This is a genomic window from Nonomuraea sp. 3-1Str, assembly GCF_031570565.1.
GTDB lineage: Bacteria > Actinomycetota > Actinomycetes > Streptosporangiales > Streptosporangiaceae > Nonomuraea.
Map to the genome: position 1 here is coordinate 93,979 of NZ_JALHBK010000026.1, position 18,802 is coordinate 112,780.

Sequence of the window (18,802 nt, forward strand, 5' to 3'; positions counted from 1 at the left end):
ACGGCGCGGTGACCTAGGCCGCCGCGCGCACCGTGTGCAGCAGCTCGGCCAGCACCTCGGTGTTGAGCTGGTAGGCCAGCTTCACCTCGCGGACGACGCGCTGCCGCTCCTGCTCGTCGAGGCCCTCCCCGAACGCGTCCAGCCGGGAGCGGTACTCCTGCTTGAACCTCGGCAGGCTGCCCACCTCGTCGAACACGTAGAAGTCGACCCCGCCGCCCTTCGCGTACCCGTAGATGCGCTGGAGCTCCATCCGGATGAACTGCCCGCCCGACAGGTCGCCCATGTAGCGGGTGTAGTGGTGGGCGACGTACCCGCCGGGCCAGCCGGCCACCTGCTCGATCCGGGCCACCAGGGTCCGGGTGGACTTCGACGGGGTGATCCGGTCGCGCCATCCTTCGCCGTAGATCGTGGCGAGGTCGCGTTCCAGCGCCCGCTCGCGGTACAACTCAGGGAACACGAACCGTCCCGCCACCGGGTGGTCCGTCAGTTCGCGGGACACGCCGTCGAGCGCCGCGTACGCGAAGTGGTGCTGCGCGACCATTTCGCCGTACTCGGCGGCGCTGAGCCGGCCGCCCATGAGCTCCGTGAGGTAGCTCTCGCCCTCGGCCGCCTGGTGGTCACCCCACGTGGCGTTCCTCAACGCTTCGGAGAACGACGTCACACCCACACCTCATCACGTACCGCAGTTTCATGACACAGTGTCACAAACCTGCGGCCCTCCCGTCAAGCGGATGATGACACCGTGTCGTTAAAAATCCCGGTCGCCCGCGCTCCTTTTCTTCTTCACGAAGAATTCCGTGCCCCGGCTACAACAGCATTTTCTATAAATGCGGATAAATGACCCCAGCTGGGCTGCTCGCATGCGCGCCGCCGGCCGAGCAAGTGCCTCCTGACCAGTACGATTCCTGAAGGAAAATTGATCCGAGCTTGATTCACGAGTACCCGCACGGGGCGGTCTCGATGTTTTGTACGCTTCCGTCGAGAGGGCCCCGCGCGCCCTCGGAAGTGAACGTGAACGTGCATCGTATTCACGTACGATGAATGGCCGTCATGCGGAGAGCGGCAACGCCCCGGCGTCAGTGGGCGAGGGGGACGGCGGCATCCTGTTGCACCAGGAGTCGTCCCCCTCGGCCCGTCGGCGCCCCGTCACACGCAACGAAGGCGACTCGACATGACTCAACACCAGTTCCCCATGTTCGTCACCCCCCATGAGGCGGGCGCCTCTCCGGCGGCGAACGGCTACTCAGCGTATCTGCTCGGCCACCAGAGCGCCGGCCGAACGTCCGCGCAGCACGCCCCCGGCGAGCCTGCGGCCGATACCGCCACCGACGGCCCCGCGGAGGAGGGCGCCCCTCCGCCCGGCTGACCCGCGGTCGCACCGCAGGGGGACGCCGCCGAGGTCGCGCGCGCTCGGACAAGCCGAGGTCATGCGCCCTCCGACAGGAAGGCGCGCACGGCTTGCTCGTAGCGCGCCCGGTCGGTGTTCCAGGCCTCGGTGTGCTCTCCGTACGGGAACTCCTCCAGCCGGACGTCCCAGCCGAGCCGTGCCCCGGCGGCGGCCAGGTCACGTGACTCGCGCACCGGGTGCGCGGTGTCGCCCGTGGTGTGGAGGAGCAACAGCGGCGGCCGCACCACGGGCGGGTGCCGGATGAGGCTGATCCGGTCGAGATCCACGCCGGTGCGCCAGGCGATGACGCCGGCGGCGAGTGTCCCGAAGATCGCCGGCATGCCGAGGTTCTTCGCGCCCTGTTCACTGGTCATGCCGGCGTCGATCATGGGAGCGTCCAGGACCACCCGGTCCACCGTGCCCGCCAGCGCCGAGTGGGTCAGGAACTGGCCGATGATCGCACCGCCCATGGACGTCCCGTACAGGACGAAACGCCGCGCTCCCATGCCCTGCGCCGCGCGCATGGCCGCCTCCAGGTCACGCCACTCGCTGACCCCCTGGTGCAGCAGTCCGTCGGGGGAGCGGGGCGCGCCCTCGTCGTTGCGGTAGGTGATGACCAGGAACGGCAGGCCCAGCTCGTGCACGACCGGCAGCACCTTCAGCTCGGCCTTGCGCCTGCCGTTCTGCCCGTGCACCGCGACGGCCCAGGTGGTGCCGCGGCCGGGCACGTACCAGGCCGGGGCGGGGCCGAGGTCGGTGGGGACGGCGATCTCGGAGAAGTCCACTCCCCAGGCGACCTCGGGGTTGCCGGGCGGGACGTTGCCGAACCAGCCGGGGGTGCCCGCCGAGGGGACCCGGCCGCGCAGCACTGTGCGCGTCACCCGGCCGTCCCGCCGCGTGCTGATCGGTCCGAGCATGGTGTACGCCCCGGTCCACTCCAGCCAGTAGATGCCCGGTTTGCGGGTCTCGGGCGTCTCGGTGAGGGTGACCGCGTCCGGCCGGGAGGCCAGCACCATCGTGTTGGCCTCGCCGTAGTGGACGACGCCGACCGCCTGCTCGCTGCCGTACCAGGCGCCGTAGCCCACCGCGGCCACCGCGGCGACCACGAGAGTCAGGACCACGACGAGCCCGCGCCTACGCCTTGACGCCATCGAGGACCCTCCTGACCGTTCTGCGGCACAGCGCGCGGAACTCCTCCTCCGGCAACCCGACGCGCCCGCCCAGGTGGAGCTGGACCAGGCCGTGGACCCCGGACGTGAGCGCCAGCGTCACCTCGAGCGGGTCGTCGTCGCGCAGTCGCCCGGCGCGCATGGCCTCTTCCACCAGCGCCACCAGGTGGGTGAAGGCGGGTGAGCGGCCGCCGGTGAAGTCGTCGGGAAAGCGCCTGGCGTGCTCCCTCCGCTCGGTCATCAGGTACGTGTACAGATGCGGGGTGCCGAGGGCGAAGTCCAGGAAGTCCTCCAGCAGCCCGAAGAGCCGGCTCTCCCAGTCGCCGCCCGCCCCGCGCAGGCCCCAGCCCGTCTCCAGGCTCCGGAAGGCGCGGTCCACCACGACGCCCAGCAGCGCCTGGCGGTTCGGATAGTGCTTGTAGATCGCCATGGCGGTGACGCCCGCCGCGTCGGCGACCCGTCGCATGGTCACGGCCTCGGGGCCTTCACGCACCAGGATGTCGTGCGCCATCTCGGCCAGGCGCTCTGATGTCGTCTTCACGGTATACAGCGTAGACCAGACGGTCTACTACGTATACCTCTCCGGGCGTCAAAGCTCTGGCTTACATGATTACGATCGCTCTGAGCGAACATCGGCAAGGAAGGGAACACTGGAGGGCTCCAATGAATTGAGTCTGTATAACTCAACCCTTGGGAGTTCGCATGAGTGAGAGCTTGACCCTCCCGGTCCTGCCGCTGGACGACGAGGTGGTCCTGCCGGGCATGGTGGTCCCGCTGGACCTGTCCGACTCCGAGGTGCGTGCGGCGATCGACGCGGCCGAGTCGTCGAGCCGCGCATCCGGACGCAACAAGCCGCGAGTCCTCCTCGTTCCCCGCATCGACGGCCGTTACGGCGCCGTCGGCGTGCAGGCCGTCGTGGAGCAGGTCGGCAGGCTGCCCGGAGGCGAGCCCGCCGCCGTGGTGCGCGGCGTGGACCGGGTGCGCGTCGGCACCGGCACCACCGGGCCCGGCGCCGCATTGTGGGTGGAGGCCATCACGGTCGACGCCGTCCCCGTCAGTGAGCGCGCCGAGGAGCTGGCCAAGGAGTACAAGGCCCTGGCGACCACCATCCTGCAGAAGCGCGGCGCGTGGCAGGTCGTCGACCAGGTGAACCAGATCGACGACCCCTCGGTGCTGGCCGACAGCTCCGGCTACACCCCCTGGCTGACCACGGCCCAGAAGGTCGAGCTGCTCGAGGCCGCCGACCCGGCCGACCGGCTGGCCAGACTGGTCGAGTGGTCCCGCGAGCACCTCGCCGAGCTCGACGTCGCCGAGACGATCCGCAAGGACGTCCAGGAGGGCATGGAGAAGCAGCAGCGGGAGTTCCTGCTGCGCCAGCAGCTCGCCGCCGTCCGCAAGGAGCTCAAGGAGCTCAACGGCGACACCTCCGAGAGCGAGGAGGAGGACTACCGGGCCCGCGTCGAGGCGGCCGACCTGCCGGAGAAGGTGCGCGAGGCCGCGCTGAAGGAGGTCGACAAGCTGGAGCGGACCTCCGACCAGTCCCCGGAGACCGGCTGGATCCGCACCTGGCTCGACACCGTCCTCGACATCCCGTGGAACGACCGGACCGAGGACAACTACGACATCACCGGCGCGCGGGCCGTGCTCGACTCCGACCACACCGGCCTCGCCGACGTCAAGGACCGCATCATCGAGCACCTGGCCGTGCGCAAGCGCCGCCAGGACAAGGGCCTCGGTGTCGTCGGCGGCCGGCGCAGCGGAGCCGTCCTCGCCCTGGCCGGCCCTCCCGGAGTGGGCAAGACCTCGCTCGGCGAGTCCGTGGCCCGCGCGATGGGCCGCAAGTTCGTCCGCGTCGCCCTCGGCGGCGTGCGCGACGAGGCGGAGATCCGGGGCCACCGGCGCACGTACGTCGGCGCGCTGCCCGGCCGCATCGTCCGCGCCATCCGCGAGGCCGGCTCCATGAACCCGGTCGTCCTGCTCGACGAGGTGGACAAGGTCGGCGCCGACTACCGCGGCGACCCGACGGCCGCCCTGCTGGAGGTGCTGGACCCGGCGCAGAACCACACGTTCCGCGACCACTACCTCGAGGTCGAGCTGGACCTGAGCGACGTGCTCTTCCTCGCCACGGCCAACGTCCTGGAGGCCATCCCCGGGCCGCTGCTCGACCGCATGGAGGTCGTCACCCTCGACGGCTACACCGAGGACGAGAAGGTCGCCATCGCCCGCGACCACCTGCTGCCCCGGCAGCTGGAGCTGGCCGGGCTGACGGCCGAGGAGGTCACGGTCGAGGACGCGGCGCTGCGCAGGCTGGCGGCCGAGTACACCCGTGAGGCCGGCGTCCGCTCCCTGGAGCGGTCGGTCGCCCGCATCCTGCGCAAGGTGGCCGCCAACGGCGAGCTGCCGGTCACGGTCGGCGCCGACGACCTGGTCGGCTACATCGGGCGGCCGCGGTTCGTGCCCGAGTCGTCGCTGCCCGAGTCCAAGCAGCGCACCTCGGTGCCGGGCGTGGCGACCGGCCTGGCCGTCACGGGCGCCGGCGGCGACGTCCTGTACGTCGAGGCGTCGCTGGCCGACCCCGAGACCGGCGAGACCGGCCTCACGCTGACCGGCCAGCTCGGCGACGTGATGAAGGAGTCGGCCAGGATCGCCCTGTCCTACCTCCGCTCGCACGGCGCGGAGCTGGAGCTGCCGGTGACCGCGCTGAAGGACCGCTCGGTCCACGTCCACTTCCCGGCGGGCGCGGTGCCGAAGGACGGCCCCTCGGCGGGCGTCACGCTCACCACGGCGCTGGCCTCGCTGCTGTCGGGCCGCCAGGTCCGTGGCGACGTGGCCATGACCGGCGAGATCTCGCTCACCGGGCGGGTCCTGCCGATCGGCGGCGTCAAGCAGAAGCTGCTCGCGGCGCACCGGGCGGGCATCACCACGGTGCTCATCCCGGCCCGCAACGAGCCCGACCTGGACGACGTGCCCCAGGAGGTGCGCGACGAGCTGACCATCCACACGGTCAGTGACGTGCGCGAGGTGCTGGACATCGCCCTCAACCCGGCCAAGGTCGTCTCCACGGCCGCGGCCTGACCCGCCGTCCATGAGACGCGTCCGCCGCCACCTGGACGGCGGCGGACGCGGAGCCCGCCCGCCGCTCCCTCACGGGACGGCGGGCGGGGCCGCGCCCCCGCGCGGCACCGCCGCGCCGCGCCCGCGGAATAATGGGTTGTGCCGGCCGGGGCGCCGCTGGCACGATCCGGCGATGCCCGCCTTCACCGCGTACGACGGAACCCCTCTCGCCTACCACGCGCTCGGAGAGGGCGACCCGCTGGTCTGCCTGCCGGGCGGTCCGATGCAGGACTCCGCATACCTCGGCGACCTCGGCGGGCTGACGGCGCACCGCCGGCTGATCATGGTGGACCCCCGCGGCACCGGCCGGTCCGCGATCCCGGAGGACGCCGCCTCCTACCGCTGCGACCGGCTCGTGGACGACGTCGAGGCCCTGCGCGAGCACCTCGGCCTCGACCGGATCGACCTGCTCGCCCACTGCGCCGGCGCGAACCTCGCGACGCTGTACGCGGCACGGCACCCCGAGCGCGTCGGCAGGCTCGCCCTGATCACCCCGAGCACCCGGGCCGTCGGCCTCGACGCCACCGGCGAGGCCCGGATGGCGACCGCGCGGCTACGGAAGGACGAGCCGTGGTTCGGGCCGGCCTTCGCGGCCCTGGAGGCGATCGTGGCCGGCCGGATGAGCGACGACAACTGGAAGGCCATCGACCCCTTCTACTACGGCCGGTGGGACGCGGCGGCCCAGGCCCACAACGCGGCCCAGGACGGGCGCCGGAACGACGAGGCAGCCGCCGCCTTCGGCGCCGAGGGCGTCTTCGACCCGGACGCCACCCGGGCGGCACTCGCGGCGTTCGGCGCCGGTGCTGGTCCTCGCCGGAGAGGTGGACCTGAACTCGATCCCGGGCGTCGTGGCCGAGTTCGCCGGGCTCTGGCCGAAGGCCGGGTTCACCGTCCAGCCGGGGGCGGGCCACTTCCCGTGGCTCGACGACCCCGGCCGCTTCGTGACGACGACCGCGGCCTTCCTGGCCTGACCGCGCCGTTTCTGCGCCGCTTCCGCGGTGATGCCGCGGAACCGCGGCCTTCTGCGCTGATGGTCGCTTTTGTGGTGGTGGCCGCTTTCGTGGTGAGGGTCAGGGGCCGCGACGTGGCGACGCTCCGCCGGGACGGTCGTCGAGGAGCCGTTCGATCAGGTCGGCCGCCACACCCAGGACGCGGCACTCCTCCGGTGTGAGCGCGCGGGACATGGCCTCGGCCAGGCGCGCGTCGGACCCCTTCACCTGATCGGCGAGCACTTCCGCGCCCTTGTCGGTCAGCACGAGGAGATGGCGCCTGCGGTCGTCCTCGTCGCGGGAGCGGCGGATGAGGCCACCTTCCTCCAGGGACGCGAGCGCCCGCGTGATCGACTGCGGCTGCAGATGCTCGGCCGCCGCCAGCTCGCCCGCCGTCATGGCCCCGCGCCGGCGCAGGTGCCCCAGCAGCGACAGCCCCAGCCTGCCCGGTGCCTCAGCGGTGCGCTCGTCGCGCAGCCGCCTGGCGAGCCCGACGGCGGCCCGCCGCAGCGAGGCGGCCGTCGTCCGCAACTCTCCCTGTTCCACAATTACTACGCTACCACTTACTGAATATCTCCGCAGTTGCTGAAAACGGCCCTCATATTGATACGCTCTGCGTATGATCTGGCTTCGGATGGCCGCCGCCGCGCTGGGCGTGGGCGGGCCGGTCGCCCTGGGAGTCGCCACGGGCCACCCCGCCCTGGGCGCTCTCGCCGCCGTCGGCGCCCTGGCCGCGACCGGCGTCTCCGCGTCCGGGGCCGCGACGCCCGAGGTTCCGGCGCCCGGCTCGTCCGCGTTCGGCGGCCGCCCTGCCGCTTCGGCGGCTGACGCCCCAGCGGCCGGTGCTGCCGGCGGTGCTGCGGGCGGTGTTGCGGTCGGTCGCGGTTCGGGGGCCGGGGCTCGGCGGGCTGGAAGGCGTTCGGAGTGGGCGTGGGGGAGGATGGTGGGCAGGGGGGCCGGGATCGTGGTCGCCGTGGCCGCTGCCGGGTTCGCCGGTGCCGCTGTGGCCGGGCACGGGTGGGCCGGGGCGTCGGCGCTGGTCGTTCTGGCGGCCGCGGCGGCGCTGGTCGGCGGCGTCAGCCGGGCCATGGCGGAGACCGCCACCCGTTTCATCACCTTCATGGTCATCACCACCGGACTGGCGCGGCAGGGTCACCCGCTCGCCGTCGCCGTCGTCGTCACCGTCGGGATCGTGTGGGGCGTGCTGCTCGCCCTGCCACTGGGCCGAGCGGCGGGCTCAGCCCAGGCGGAAGGCGCCCGGGAGGGGCGCGTCCAGGCGGGAGGTGCCCGGGAGGGGCGCACCGGGAAGGGCAAGGCACAGCGGGTGGCGTGGCGCGGCATGTGGAGTGCCACGAGCCGGCAGTACGCGGGCCGGCTGGCCGCCTGCCTGGGGGCCGCCCAGGTCATCGCACTCCTCTGGCCCCACCCGACCGCGTCCTGGATCTCCGTCACCGTGGTGATCGTCGTCCGGCGGCGGCTGACCGGCGCGGCGCGGCGGGCCGTCGAGCGGGCCGCGGGGACCGCCCTCGGCGCCCTCGCCGTGGCGGTCATGCCCGCCTGGGCGTCGGCCGCGTGGCCGTTGGCGCTGCTCGTGGCCGCGCTGGCGGCCCTGAGGCCGCCGCTGAAGGACCGCCGCCCCGCCGCGTACGCCGCCGTGATGACGCCCCTGGTCCTGCTGCTCAGCGGTGGCGCGTCCGCGGGCATGGCCGGTCACCGGATCGCCGACACGGCCATCGGCTGCGCGCTCGCCCTCGGTTTCGGCTACCTACCCTGGGCAGTACGCCACCGGAAGGACGCGGCGCGGAGCGGGAAGGACGCGGCGCGGAGCCGCGAGAACGCCGTACACAGCCAGAAGAACGCCGTACACAGCCGGAACGACAGGGCCGAGAGCCGGTCCGACGATGTGAGGAGTGCCCGTGCCGTCGTGGAGTGACCACGCGATCCTGTGGCAGGTCTACCCCCTCGGCTTCACCGGGGCCCCCGCCGTCGCCCCGCCGCCCGGTGAGCCGGTCCGGCACCGGCTGCGGCAGCTCGAACCGTGGCTGGACTACGCCGTCGAGCTCGGCTGCTCCGGCCTTCTCCTGGGCCCGATCTTCGCCTCCGAGACCCACGGCTACGACACCGTGGACCACTTCCGCGTCGACCCGCGCCTCGGCGACGACGCCGACTTCGACTCCCTCGTCGCCGAGGCGCGCGGACGCGGGCTGCGGATCGTGCTCGACGGCGTGTTCAACCACGTCGGCAGATCCTTCGCCGCCGGCTCCGACTGGTTCAGGAAGGGACGGGACGGCTACGACACCTTCGAGGGGCACGAGCGCCTGGTCGCCCTCGACCACGGCCTGCCGGCCGTCCGCGACCACGTCGCCGCGGTGCTCGACCACTGGCTGACGCGCGGCGCGGCCGGCTGGCGGCTCGACGCCGCCTACGCCGTGCCCCCGTCGTTCTGGCGCCAGGTGCTGCCGGGCGTCAGGGAGAGGCATCCGGACGCGTGGTTCGCCGGTGAGGTCATCCACGGCGACTACACCGGGTACGTCAAGGAGTCCGGGCTGGACTCCGTCACCCAGTACGAGCTGTGGAAGGCCGTCTGGAGCTCGCTCAACGACCGCAACCTGTTCGAGCTGGCCTGGGCCCTGGACCGGCACAACGACCTGCTCGGCGCGTTCACGCCGCTCACCTTCGTCGGCAACCACGACGTCACCAGGATCGCCACCCGGCTCGACGACCGGCGCCATCTCGGCCACGCCCTGGCGATCCTGCTCACCGCCGGCGGCGTGCCCAGCCTGTACTCCGGCGACGAGCAGGCGTTCGAGGGGCTGAAGGAGGAGCGCGAGGGCGGCGACGACGCGATCCGGCCCGCCTTCCCGGCCGCGCCCGGAGACCTGGCCCCGTACGGCCGGGCGGTGTACCGCCTGCACCAGAACCTCGTCGGCATGCGCCGGCGCCACCCGTGGCTGGTGCGCGCCCGCACGACCGTCGAGCACCTGACCAACACGGCCGCGGCGCTCAGGTCGAGCGCCGGGGGAGAGGCGCTGATCACCCTGCTCAACCTCGACGACCGCGCCTACCGCTTCCCGATCGACGTCTCCCGGCTGACGCCGCTGGAGCCGGAGCGCGGCCACCAGGACCCCGCGGTCGTCGGCCCGCACGCGTGGCGGATCCTCGCCGAGAAGCCGGCGTGACATAGATCACCAAATGTGTCGGGAATATAGGGAAGCAAGGAATCTGTTGGCACCTGACGTGGACGAGGCACACGCGAGCAACCCCGGCGCTCCCATCGGCGGACGCTGTTGTCGCATGCGCACCCGGCGAATGCGCGCGGCGACACGCGCGCACGCGCGGACGATGACGCGGGCCATGGAGCCGGCGCACATGCGGGCCATGACCGGCGCGCACATGCGCGCGGCGGCCCCCACCGCCCGCTGACCGCGAGCCGGCCGCCTGCCGTAACCCGCCCGAGGGCGGAACGGCCCGCCGGCGCCAGGAACCGTCCGCCCTCCCCCCCGAAGGTCTTCAGATGATCGCACCGAGCTACGTGCTGCGCAGGCTGAGCCACCTGCCGTTCCACCCCGGCGCCCACTGACTCGCGCCGCCGCCCGGCCCCGGTCCTTCCGGTCCTTCCGGTCCGTCCGTCGTCCGGAGCGGACGTCTCCTCCAGGCGTCCGCTATTGAAGACGGTTCCAGACGTTCGTCCGTTCCAGCGGCGTGGCCGCTGCCAGTGTGGGGTTTTCACGTGATCCAGGTTTCCGGCCTGCGCAAGCTGTACGGCGAGACCGTCGCCCTCGACGGTGTCGACCTGCGCGTGCGCGAAGGCGAGATCTACGGCGTGCTCGGTCAGAGCGGCGCCGGCAAGAGCACACTGCTGCGCTGCGTCAACCTGCTGGAACGGCCGACCGCGGGCACCGTCACGGTCGCCGGGCAGGACCTGACCGCCCTGCCGTCCCGCGAGCTCAACCGCGCCCGCCAGCGCATCGGCATGATCCACCAGCACTTCGCGCTGCTCTCCTCCCGCACCGTCGCGGGCAACGTGGCCTTCCCGCTGGAGGTCATGGGCGTGCCCCGCGCCGAGCGCGCCCGCCGCGTCGCCGAGCTGCTCGACCTCGTGGGACTGGGCGGCCGCGGCGGCGACCACCCGCACCAGCTCTCCGGCGGCCAGAAGCAGCGCGTCGGCATCGCCCGCGCCCTGGCCGGCAACCCGTCGGTGCTGCTGTCGGACGAGGCCACCTCGGCGCTCGACCCGGCCACCACCCGCTCCATCCTCGACCTGCTCAAGCGGCTGAACACCGAGCTGGGCCTGACGATCCTGCTCATCACGCACGAGATGAACGTCGTCAAGAGCGTCTGCGACTCCGTCGCCATCATGGCCGGCGGCCGGGTCGAGGAGTCCGGTGCCATCGCGGACCTCATCCGGACGCCCGGCTCCCGCCTCACCCGCGAGATCTTCCCGCTGCCCGAGCCCGCGCCGCCCGGCTCGGTCACGCTCACCTTCACCGGCGACCCCCAGCGGCCCGTCGTGTCGGAGGCGGTGCGCAAGTTCGACGTCGAGATCAGCATCCTCGGCGGCTCGATCGAGGAGCTGGCCGGCGGCGCGGTCGGCCGGCTGCGCGTCTCGATCACCGGTGACGCCGAACCCGCGCTCGCCTACCTGCGCGACCGCGGACTGCTCGTGGAGGTGGCCTCATGACCTGGGACGAGATGACCCCGCTGCTGTGGGAGGCCGCCGGGCAGACCGCGCAGATGGTCGGCTGGTCGACGCTGCTCACCGTGCTGTTCGGGCTGCCGCTGGGCGTGGCGCTGGTGGTCTTCGACCGTGGCGGGCTGCGTCCGCTCCCCGCGCTGAGGTCCGTGCTGGGCGTGGTGGTGAACGTCGGCCGGTCGCTGCCGTTCATCGTGCTGATGATCGCGATCATCCCGTTCACCCGGCTGGTCGTCGGCACCACGATCGGCACCGCCGCCGTGGTCGTGCCGCTCACCGTGGGCGCGGTGCCGTTCTTCGCGCGGCTGGTCGAGACGGCCCTGCGCGAGGTCGGGTCGGATGTGGTGCAGGCCGCGCAGGCCATGGGCGCGAGCCGTACGACCATCGTGCGGAAGGTGCTGCTGCCCGAGGCGTTCCCCGGCCTGGTGGCGGGGCTGACCGTCACGATCGTCGCGCTCATCGGCTACTCCGCGATGGCCGGGACGATCGGCGGGGGAGGGCTGGGCGACCTGGCCGTCAGGTACGGCTACCAGCGCTTCGAGACCCTGCTCATGATCGTCACGGTCGTGCTCCTGGTCGTGATCGTCCAGGTCGTGCAGAGCCTGGGCGACGCGGTGGCCCGCCGGCTGTCGCACCGCTGACTCACACGTACACCATCACTAAATAAAGGAAAAGTCATGAAATTTCGGAACATTGTAGGTGTGGCCGCGCTGTCGGTGTTGCTGGCCGCATGCGGCACGTCGCAGTCCGCGACCACGAGCGCGGGCGCCGAGTCCGCCGACACCGTGATCAAGGTGGGCGCTTCCCCGGTGCCGCATGCCGAGATCCTCAACTACGTCAAGGACAACCTGGCGCCCGCCGCCGGCCTGAAGCTGGAAGTGGTCGAGTTCACCGACTACGTGCAGCCGAACGTGCAGCTCAGCGAGGGCCAGCTGACCGCCAACTTCTTCCAGCACAAGCCGTACCTGGACGACTTCAACGCCTCCAAGGGCACGAAGCTGAGCTTCGTCACGCCCGTCCACCTGGAGCCGCTGGGCCTGTACTCCAAGAAGGTCACCGGCCTGGCGGCGCTGCCCTCCGGCGCGACCGTCGCCCTGCCCAACGACGCCACCAACCTCGGCCGGGCGCTGAAGCTGCTCGCCGACAACGGCGTCGTGACCCTCAAGGACGGCGCCGGCACCGCCGCCACCGAGCGTGACGTGACCGGCAACCCGAAGAAGCTGACGTTCAAGCCGCTGGAGGCCGCCCAGCTCCCGCGCTCGCTCGACGACGTGGACGCCGCGGTCATCAACGGCAACTACGCCATCGAGGCCGGGCTCAAGCCCGCCTCCCAGGCGCTGGCCCTGGAGAAGAGCGAGGGCAACCCGTACGTCAACGGCCTGGTCGTGCAGGCCGGGCACGAGAAGGACGCCGGGATCGTCACCCTGGGCAAGCTCCTGCAGGACCCGAAGGTCAAGGAGTTCATCAAGCAGAAGTACCAGGGCTCGGTCATCCCCGCGCAGTGACCCCCGTGAAGGAGCCGCGGTCTCGGCACGAGGCCGCGGCTCCGCCGTGCCCGGACCGGCACGCGAAGATCAGGATGCTGGCGTGGCGGCCGATGACCGAATAGTGTTCGGTTCATGTACCCGGGAGTGATCGCGGCAGCGAACCCCGACAAACCCGCTGTCGTGATGGCGGGTTCCGGGGAGATCGTCACCTACCGGCGGCTGGACGAGGAGTCCAACCGGCTGGCCCACCTCTTCCGCGCCGCCGGGCTGCGGCCGGGCGACCACGTCGCCTTCATGCTCGGCAACCACCCGCTCTTCCTGGCCATCGCCTGGGCGGCCCACCGCTCCGGCCTCTACTACACGGCGATCAGCTCACGGCTGCTCACCGACGAGCTGGCCTACATCGTCGGCAACTGCGGCGCCCGCGTCTTCATCTCCAGCGCGGACCTGGCCGGCGTCGCCGCGTCCATCACGGACGCCACACCCCGCGTCGAGCGCCGCCTCATGCTGGAGGGCACGGCGCCGGGGTTCGAGTCGTACGAGAGGGCGGTCGCCGGCATGCCGGTCACGCCGATCCCCGACGAGCGCCAGGGCGCCGACATGCTGTACTCCTCCGGCACCACCGGCCGCCCCAAGGGCGTCAAGCCGTCCCTGCCGCGGGCCTCGCTCACCGAGCCCACCATGCTCTACAAGCTGGTCGCGGGCCTGTTCGGGCCCACCGGTGACAGCGTCTACCTGTCGCCCGCGCCGCTCTATCACGCCGCCCCGCTGCGCTACTGCATGACGTTCCAGCGGCTGGGCGCCACGGTCGTGGTGATGGAGCGCTTCGACCCCGAGGAGTACCTCCGGCTCGTCGAGAGGTACGCGGTCACGCACACGCAGCTCGTGCCCACCATGTTCAGCAAGCTGCTCAAGCTGCCGGAGGAGACGCGCAAGTCGTACGACCTGTCGTCGCTGACGTGCGCCATCCACGCCGCCGCGCCCTGCCCGGTCGAGGTCAAGGAGCGGATGATGGAGTGGTGGGGCCCGATCGTCCACGAGTACTACGCGGGCACCGAGGGCAACGGCTTCCTGTACGCCTCACCGCAGGACTGGCTGGCGCATCCGGGGACGGTCGGCCGCTCGCTGCTCGGCCCCGTGCACGTCTGCGACGAGCGGGGCGAGGAGCTGCCCGCGGGGCGGACGGGCGTCATCTACTTCGAGAGCGGCGTGCGCTTCGAGTACCACGGCGACCCCGGCAAGACCCGCTCCGTGCAGGACCCCGGAGGGCGCGGCTGGACCACGCTCGGCGACATCGGCCACCTCGACGCCGACGGCTTCCTCTACCTCACCGACCGGCTCTCCTACATGATCATCTCGGGCGGCGTGAACATCTACCCGCAGGAGGCGGAGAACGTCCTGTCCGTCCATCCCAAGGTCGCCGACGTGGCCGTCTTCGGTGTCCCGGACGAGGAGATGGGCGAGCAGGTCAAGGCCGTGGTCCAGCCGGCGTCCATGGCCGAGGCGGGGCCGGGGCTGGAGGAGGAGCTGATCGCGTACTGCCGCTCGCGGCTGGCCCCCTACAAGTGCCCGCGGTCGGTGGACTTCCGTGAGGAGCTGCCGCGCCACGCCACCGGAAAGCTGTACAAGCGGCTGCTCCGGGACGAGTACTGGCCGGCCGCCGACCCCGGCACGTCCGGGTAAATGAAGATTTTTTCTGGTTCGCGGGACAGGTGACCGAGCCCCCACCAGCGGTGATAAGGCCCGTGTCAGGGCTCTCAGGAACCTCTGATCACGGTCTTAACCTGCACTTACGCGCGACTTGGCACTCTTGGGTCATCGGGACTTGAGGAGATGACAATGAACGCGAACGAGCCTCGCGAGCAGGGAAACGGCGGCTGGAGCCAGTTCGGTGACACGCCGCCCTCCGCCGGGGGGTTCCCCCGGCGAGACACCATCATCATGGGTCACCCCGCACCTCCGCCCCCACCGCCCGCGCCCGCCAGGCCGGGCATCTCCACCCGTCAGAAGGCCATCGCCGGCCTCGCCCTGGCCGCCATGGCCCTCGGCGGCGGTGCGGCGGGGGCCGCCGTCGCCACCGCGATGCAGCCTGACACGGTGGCGGCCACGGCCGCCCCGGCGCCCGCCTCGTTCAAGCAGGCGGCCAGCACCCTGACCGTCTCGGACGTCGCCGCGAAGCTGCAGCCGTCCGTCGTCATGATCCAGGGCAGCACCGGCGAGGGCTCCGGCGTGGTGCTGTCCGCCGACGGCCTCGTGCTCACCAACAACCATGTGGTCGTGGGTGCCGGGCAGGGCGGTCAGATGTCGGTGAAGTTCAGCGACGGCAAGACCGCCAAGGCGTCGGTGGTCGGCACCGACCCGACGAGCGACCTCGCGGTCATCAGGGCCGAGGGCGTGTCCGGCCTGACCCCGGCCCAGCTCGGCGACAGCGACCAGGTCAGGGTCGGCTCGCCGGTCCTGGCCATCGGCAGCCCGCTCGGCCTGCAGGGCTCGGTCACGGCGGGCATCATCAGCGCCCTGGACCGCACGCTCACGGTCGGCGGCGAGCAGGAGCAGCAGGGCCCGCCCGGCTGGGGGCAGCCCGGCGGTCAGTCAGCCGAGACCACCACGATCGGCGGCGCCATCCAGACCGACGCGGCGATCAACCCCGGCAACTCCGGCGGCGCCCTGGTGGACGCCGCGGGCCAGGTCGTGGGCATCAACACCGCCATCGCCACCAACGGCGGCAGCAGCGGCAGCATCGGGGTGGGCTTCGCGATCCCCATCAACACCGCCAAGCAGGTGGCCGACCAGCTCGTCAACGGCGGCAAGGTCAGCCACGCCTACCTCGGCGTGAGCGTCACCGACGCCACCGGTGATGTCACCGGCGCCCTGGTGCGCCAGGTGATCCAGGGCAGCCCCGCAGCCAAGGCCGGACTCCGGGAGGGCGACCTCATCACGAAGATCGCCGGCAAGCCCGTCGACGGCGGCGACACGGTCGTTGGCCAGGTCAGAGGTTTCAAAGTGGGCCAACAGGTTCAGATCACATATATGAGGGATGGAAAGACGAGTAACGTCACCGTCACTCTCGAAGAGAAGAAATAACAGGACCCCCTCACGGACGGGTGTGCCGTCGAGATCGCTGCGGACTCGGCGGCACACCCCCGTTCAGGTCTGCGATACGACGGCCCCGGAGACCGGGGCCGTCGTCGCGTGCAGGGCGTCAGGAGAACCGGCGACCCTCGTCGCGCCGGTAGGCCCAGCCGGCGGCCAGCGCCCCCGCCACCGTCCATGCGGCCAGCATGACCAGCGCCGTCACGTTCGGGGCCGAGCCGGTGGTGGCGGCCCACACCAGCTCCACCGCGCCGCGGCTCGGAACGTACGGCGAGAGCGCCTGGACGAACTCCGGCATGATCTGCGGCGGCATGAACAGCCCGCCCAGGATCGCGACCGGGAAGAACACCACCTGCGACACGCCGATCGCCGCCTTCGAGGCCAGCAGGAACCCCAGGAACAGCCCGATCAACATGAACGGCACGGCCCCGGCGAGCAGCGCCGCCAGCCCGAGCGCCAGCCTGGGCGCCGTGACGGTCGCCGCGGTGAGCAGCGCCGCGATGACCACCACCGGCACGGCTGCCGCGATCATGACCGCCATGGTGGTGAGGATCCGCCCGGCGAAGCGGGGGAGCGGCCCGGCGGGCAGGGTGCGCAGGTAGGGGTTCCAGGGCTGCTCGCGGTCCTGCGCGACCGAGATGCTCAGCCCCATCAGCGCCGCCGACATCGCGCCGATCATCATCATCGACCCGGTCGCGCGGGTGGCGCCCACCGGGTCGTCGCCCGCGAACGGCACGACGAACGCCAGCATCGAGGCCGCCGGGAAGAACGCGCTGGCCACCAGGCCGATCGGCACCCGGATCTGCTCCAGGAGCTGGTAGCGGGTGTGGGCGAGGATGAGGCTAGACATGAGCGGTCTCCTTCGAGGTGATGGCCAGGAAGGCCTCCTCCAGCGTGGTGGGCCGGATCTCCAGCCCCGAGAACGGCGTGCCGCTGCGCACGAGCTCCACCACCAGCCGGTCGGGGTCGGTGGTGAGCAGGTGGACGCGGCCGTCCTCGCGCTCGACGCCGAGGACGCCCGGCAGCTCGGGCAGCGCGGCCGCGGTCAGCGACACGCGCCGCACGCCGACCACGTCGCGGATCGCGGTCACGGTGTCGTCGGCCAGCACCCGTCCATGGCCGACGACGATCACCCGCTGCGCCAGCGCCTCGATCTCCTCCAGGTAGTGGCTGGTCAGCACGATCGTGCCGCCCTGCTCGTGGAAGCCCCTGATGCCCTCCCACAGCGCGCGCCGGCCCTCCACGTCGAGGCCGGTCGTCGGCTCGTCGAGGAACACCATCCGCGGCCGGCCGGCGAAGGCCAGCGCCACGGCCAGCCGCCGCTTCTGCCCGCCCGACAGGCCGCCGATCTGCCGCTTGACCAGGTCCTGGAGCCCGAACTGTTCGAGCAGCTCCAACCTGTCGGCCTTGCGCGGGTAGTGCGCGGACACGAAGTCGACGATCTCGCCGACCCGCAGCGCCTCGGGCAGGCCGGTCTCCTGCGGGGTGACGCCGATGCCCCGCCGTACGACGGGATCCTGGGGGGAGCCGCCGAGCAGCTCCACGGTGCCGGACGTCGGCCGGCGCAGGCCGACGAACAGGTTGATGAGGGTGGACTTGCCGGCCCCGTTCGGGCCGAGCAGGCCGACGAGCTCCCCGGCGCGGATGTCGATCGACACCCGGTCGAGCGCGAGCACGTCGCCGTACCTCCGGGTCACCTCGGCCGTGCGGGCGAGGACCGTCATGTGGAGCCTCCAGCGGTGTCGATCAGGGCGCGGATGGCCCTGGTGTATTCGTCGAAGGCCAGCCGTCCGCGCTTCGTGAGCCCGACGTACGTGACGGGGGTGCGGCCTCTGTGGGTCTTGGTGATCCGGACGTATCCGGCGTCCTCCAGCTTGGTGAGGTGGACGGACAGGTTGCCCGCGGTCATGCCGAGCAGGTCCTTCAGCGCCGGGAACGCCATGTCGTCGCGGTCTCCCAGCGTGTTGAGCGCCGCCACCACCCGCAGCCGGGCCTGGGCGTGGATGACGGGGTCGAGCTCGGGTGGCGGAGGTGGGTCGGCCGTCATCCGCGCCACCGCAGCCAGATCCCCGCCCCGATGAACCCGCCGCCGACCAGGACCGCGTTCAGCAGCGCCTGCCAGCCCGCGCCCAGCATGATCCCGACGACGTTGACCGCGATCGTCCAGGCGCCGAGGAAGAACATCGGCCAGTTCAGCCAGACCGCCGCCGTCATCATGTAGATCACGCCGACGACGAGCAGCGACAGGCCCGCCCAGAGCAGCTGGGCCTCCTCCTCCCGCAGGACCAGGGAGATGCGGATGCCGATGGCGAACACGAGGACCATCCCGGCGAGCCAGGTGAAGCCGATCATCGTCCCGCGCGCCGAGCTGTCGCCGCGCAGCTGCCCGCTCATCCTCGCGATGCCGTAGCCGGCGAACGCGCCCGCCAGCACCTGGGCGCCCTGGAGCACGCCGACCGCCTGCATCTGCGAGATCGGCGCCAGCGGCCGGCCGTCCAGCCCGAAGTGCAGGAACAGCGCGGTGAAACCGATCAGCCAGGCGACCCCCCAGGGGACGTAGAGCAGCAGCGGCTCGCCCTGGAGCCGCCTGACCGTGGCGGCCTGCTGCTCCTCGATGAGCCGCAGCGTCTCCGCGGGACTGGGCGGGGCCTCGGCGTCGTCTGTCATCTCAACCTCTCTCACCGCCAAACTGGTTTGTATATTAAACCAGCTGATGTCGCCAACACAACACTCGACGAAATGTCACTGTTCGGGTCGGATGCGCGCTGCAGTATTCCCTGGTCACCCGTGGTTGACAGGAATCTGGCGACCAGGTCATCCTGATCGGCGGCGTGCCCAAAGGACGCAAAACTCAACAATGGCAAGGCGTG

Annotated in this window: 18 protein-coding genes and 2 pseudogenes; 12 read left to right on the forward strand and 8 right to left on the reverse strand. The window is 71.7% G+C overall.

The features are described 5' to 3' along the window. Window positions 1-13: 13 nt before the first annotated feature. A complete protein-coding gene (locus MTP10_RS32130; RefSeq protein ID WP_397200058.1) occupies window positions 14-661 on the reverse strand; it encodes a heme oxygenase (biliverdin-producing) in 648 nt (215 codons plus the stop codon). Between the two features lie 510 nt (window positions 662-1,171). Here MTP10_RS32130 and MTP10_RS32135 point away from each other — a divergent pair. Continuing rightward, window positions 1,172-1,366 carry a hypothetical protein gene (locus MTP10_RS32135; protein ID WP_310714121.1) on the forward strand — a complete coding sequence of 65 codons (195 nt, stop codon included), beginning with the start codon at window positions 1,172-1,174 and terminating at the stop codon, window positions 1,364-1,366. Between the two features lie 59 nt (window positions 1,367-1,425). On the opposite strand, the gene MTP10_RS32140 is transcribed toward MTP10_RS32135, so the two are convergent. After that, the gene (locus MTP10_RS32140; RefSeq protein ID WP_310714123.1) at window positions 1,426-2,538 is read right to left on the reverse strand and encodes a hypothetical protein; all 1,113 of its coding nucleotides are present in this window, start codon (window positions 2,536-2,538) and stop codon (window positions 1,426-1,428) included. Beyond that, window positions 2,522-3,097: a TetR/AcrR family transcriptional regulator gene (locus MTP10_RS32145; protein ID WP_310714125.1), complete on the reverse strand. Its 576-nt coding sequence runs from the start codon at window positions 3,095-3,097 to the stop codon at window positions 2,522-2,524. Before MTP10_RS32145 ends, MTP10_RS32140 begins: the two co-directional genes overlap by 17 nt. A 161-nt stretch (window positions 3,098-3,258) precedes the next feature. Between MTP10_RS32145 and lon the strand changes: the two genes are divergently transcribed. From lon to MTP10_RS42085, 3 genes and pseudogenes are all read left to right on the forward strand, one after another. After that, window positions 3,259-5,631: an endopeptidase La gene (gene lon / locus MTP10_RS32150; protein WP_310714126.1), complete on the forward strand. Its 2,373-nt coding sequence runs from the start codon at window positions 3,259-3,261 to the stop codon at window positions 5,629-5,631. 262 nt (window positions 5,632-5,893) lie between these two features. Next, window positions 5,894-6,175 (forward strand): annotated as a pseudogene (locus tag MTP10_RS42080) (alpha/beta fold hydrolase); the annotation flags it as partial. Window positions 6,176-6,455: 280 nt separating this feature from the next. Further along, window positions 6,456-6,641, forward strand: a pseudogene (locus MTP10_RS42085) (alpha/beta fold hydrolase); the annotation flags it as partial. Window positions 6,642-6,740: 99 nt separating this feature from the next. On the opposite strand, the gene MTP10_RS32160 reads toward MTP10_RS42085, so the two are convergent. Next, window positions 6,741-7,205, reverse strand: a complete 465-nt coding sequence (locus MTP10_RS32160) for a MarR family transcriptional regulator (protein ID WP_310714130.1) — start codon at window positions 7,203-7,205, stop codon at window positions 6,741-6,743. A gap of 73 nt (window positions 7,206-7,278) precedes the next feature. On the opposite strand from MTP10_RS32160, the gene MTP10_RS32165 reads away from it, so the two are divergent. The 8 genes from MTP10_RS32165 to MTP10_RS32200 all read left to right on the forward strand — a co-directional run bounded on the left by MTP10_RS32165 (window position 7,279) and on the right by MTP10_RS32200 (window position 15,923). Further along, window positions 7,279-8,592, forward strand: a complete 1,314-nt coding sequence (locus tag MTP10_RS32165; protein ID WP_310714132.1) for an FUSC family protein — start codon at window positions 7,279-7,281, stop codon at window positions 8,590-8,592. Further along, window positions 8,576-9,838 carry an alpha-amylase family protein gene (locus MTP10_RS32170; RefSeq protein ID WP_310714134.1) on the forward strand — a complete coding sequence of 421 codons (1,263 nt, stop codon included), beginning with the start codon at window positions 8,576-8,578 and terminating at the stop codon, window positions 9,836-9,838. The genes MTP10_RS32165 and MTP10_RS32170 overlap by 17 nt, the downstream gene beginning before the upstream one ends. Window positions 9,839-9,953: 115 nt before the next feature. After that, a complete protein-coding gene (locus tag MTP10_RS32175; RefSeq protein WP_310714137.1) occupies window positions 9,954-10,082 on the forward strand; it encodes a hypothetical protein in 129 nt (42 codons plus the stop codon). Window positions 10,083-10,389: 307 nt separating this feature from the next. Continuing rightward, window positions 10,390-11,340 (forward strand): ATP-binding cassette domain-containing protein, encoded by a 951-nt coding sequence (locus MTP10_RS32180; RefSeq protein WP_310714138.1) that lies wholly within the window; start codon window positions 10,390-10,392, stop codon window positions 11,338-11,340. Next, window positions 11,337-11,993 (forward strand): methionine ABC transporter permease, encoded by a 657-nt coding sequence (locus MTP10_RS32185; RefSeq protein ID WP_310714139.1) that lies wholly within the window; start codon window positions 11,337-11,339, stop codon window positions 11,991-11,993. The genes MTP10_RS32180 and MTP10_RS32185 overlap by 4 nt, the downstream gene beginning before the upstream one ends. 36 nt (window positions 11,994-12,029) lie before the next feature. After that, window positions 12,030-12,857, forward strand: a complete 828-nt coding sequence (locus MTP10_RS32190; protein ID WP_310714141.1) for a MetQ/NlpA family ABC transporter substrate-binding protein — start codon at window positions 12,030-12,032, stop codon at window positions 12,855-12,857. Between the two features lie 114 nt (window positions 12,858-12,971). Continuing rightward, window positions 12,972-14,522, forward strand: a complete 1,551-nt coding sequence (locus MTP10_RS32195; protein ID WP_310714143.1) for an AMP-binding protein — start codon at window positions 12,972-12,974, stop codon at window positions 14,520-14,522. Between the two features lie 156 nt (window positions 14,523-14,678). Continuing rightward, the gene (locus MTP10_RS32200; protein WP_310714145.1) at window positions 14,679-15,923 is read left to right on the forward strand and encodes a trypsin-like peptidase domain-containing protein; all 1,245 of its coding nucleotides are present in this window, start codon (window positions 14,679-14,681) and stop codon (window positions 15,921-15,923) included. Window positions 15,924-16,041: 118 nt separating this feature from the next. On the opposite strand, the gene MTP10_RS32205 is transcribed toward MTP10_RS32200, so the two are convergent. Genes MTP10_RS32205 through MTP10_RS32220 form a run of 4 tightly spaced genes read right to left on the reverse strand, consistent with a single transcriptional unit; the run spans window position 16,042 to window position 18,599 of the window. Continuing rightward, the gene (locus MTP10_RS32205) at window positions 16,042-16,782 is read right to left on the reverse strand and encodes an ABC transporter permease (RefSeq protein WP_310714147.1); all 741 of its coding nucleotides are present in this window, start codon (window positions 16,780-16,782) and stop codon (window positions 16,042-16,044) included. Then, window positions 16,775-17,656 (reverse strand): ABC transporter ATP-binding protein, encoded by an 882-nt coding sequence (locus MTP10_RS32210; RefSeq protein WP_310714148.1) that lies wholly within the window; start codon window positions 17,654-17,656, stop codon window positions 16,775-16,777. Before MTP10_RS32210 ends, MTP10_RS32205 begins: the two co-directional genes overlap by 8 nt. Next, on the reverse strand, window positions 17,653-17,979 hold the full coding sequence (locus tag MTP10_RS32215; RefSeq protein ID WP_310714150.1) for a transcriptional regulator: 327 nt from the start codon (window positions 17,977-17,979) through the stop codon (window positions 17,653-17,655). Before MTP10_RS32215 ends, MTP10_RS32210 begins: the two co-directional genes overlap by 4 nt. Then, window positions 17,976-18,599 (reverse strand): hypothetical protein, encoded by a 624-nt coding sequence (locus MTP10_RS32220; protein WP_310714152.1) that lies wholly within the window; start codon window positions 18,597-18,599, stop codon window positions 17,976-17,978. The genes MTP10_RS32215 and MTP10_RS32220 overlap by 4 nt, the downstream gene beginning before the upstream one ends. Window positions 18,600-18,802: the final 203 nt, after the last annotated feature.

Excerpts from the sequence above, each read along its gene's own strand:
- MTP10_RS32135 (WP_310714121.1), top strand. The coding sequence starts at position 1,172 with ATGACTCAACACCAGTTCCCCATGTTCGTCACCCCCCATGAGGCGGGC.
- MTP10_RS32140 (WP_310714123.1), bottom strand. The coding sequence starts at position 2,538 with ATGGCGTCAAGGCGTAGGCGCGGGCTCGTCGTGGTCCTGACTCTCGTG.
- lon (WP_310714126.1), top strand. The coding sequence starts at position 3,259 with ATGAGTGAGAGCTTGACCCTCCCGGTCCTGCCGCTGGACGACGAGGTG.
- MTP10_RS32165 (WP_310714132.1), top strand. The coding sequence starts at position 7,279 with ATGATCTGGCTTCGGATGGCCGCCGCCGCGCTGGGCGTGGGCGGGCCG.
- MTP10_RS32175 (WP_310714137.1), top strand. The coding sequence starts at position 9,954 with ATGCGCACCCGGCGAATGCGCGCGGCGACACGCGCGCACGCGCGGACG.
- MTP10_RS32185 (WP_310714139.1), top strand. The coding sequence starts at position 11,337 with ATGACCTGGGACGAGATGACCCCGCTGCTGTGGGAGGCCGCCGGGCAG.
- MTP10_RS32190 (WP_310714141.1), top strand. The coding sequence starts at position 12,030 with ATGAAATTTCGGAACATTGTAGGTGTGGCCGCGCTGTCGGTGTTGCTG.
- MTP10_RS32195 (WP_310714143.1), top strand. The coding sequence starts at position 12,972 with ATGTACCCGGGAGTGATCGCGGCAGCGAACCCCGACAAACCCGCTGTC.
- MTP10_RS32200 (WP_310714145.1), top strand. The coding sequence starts at position 14,679 with ATGAACGCGAACGAGCCTCGCGAGCAGGGAAACGGCGGCTGGAGCCAG.
- MTP10_RS32205 (WP_310714147.1), bottom strand. The coding sequence starts at position 16,782 with ATGTCTAGCCTCATCCTCGCCCACACCCGCTACCAGCTCCTGGAGCAG.
- MTP10_RS32210 (WP_310714148.1), bottom strand. The coding sequence starts at position 17,656 with ATGACGGTCCTCGCCCGCACGGCCGAGGTGACCCGGAGGTACGGCGAC.
- MTP10_RS32215 (WP_310714150.1), bottom strand. The coding sequence starts at position 17,979 with ATGACGGCCGACCCACCTCCGCCACCCGAGCTCGACCCCGTCATCCAC.
- MTP10_RS32220 (WP_310714152.1), bottom strand. The coding sequence starts at position 18,599 with ATGACAGACGACGCCGAGGCCCCGCCCAGTCCCGCGGAGACGCTGCGG.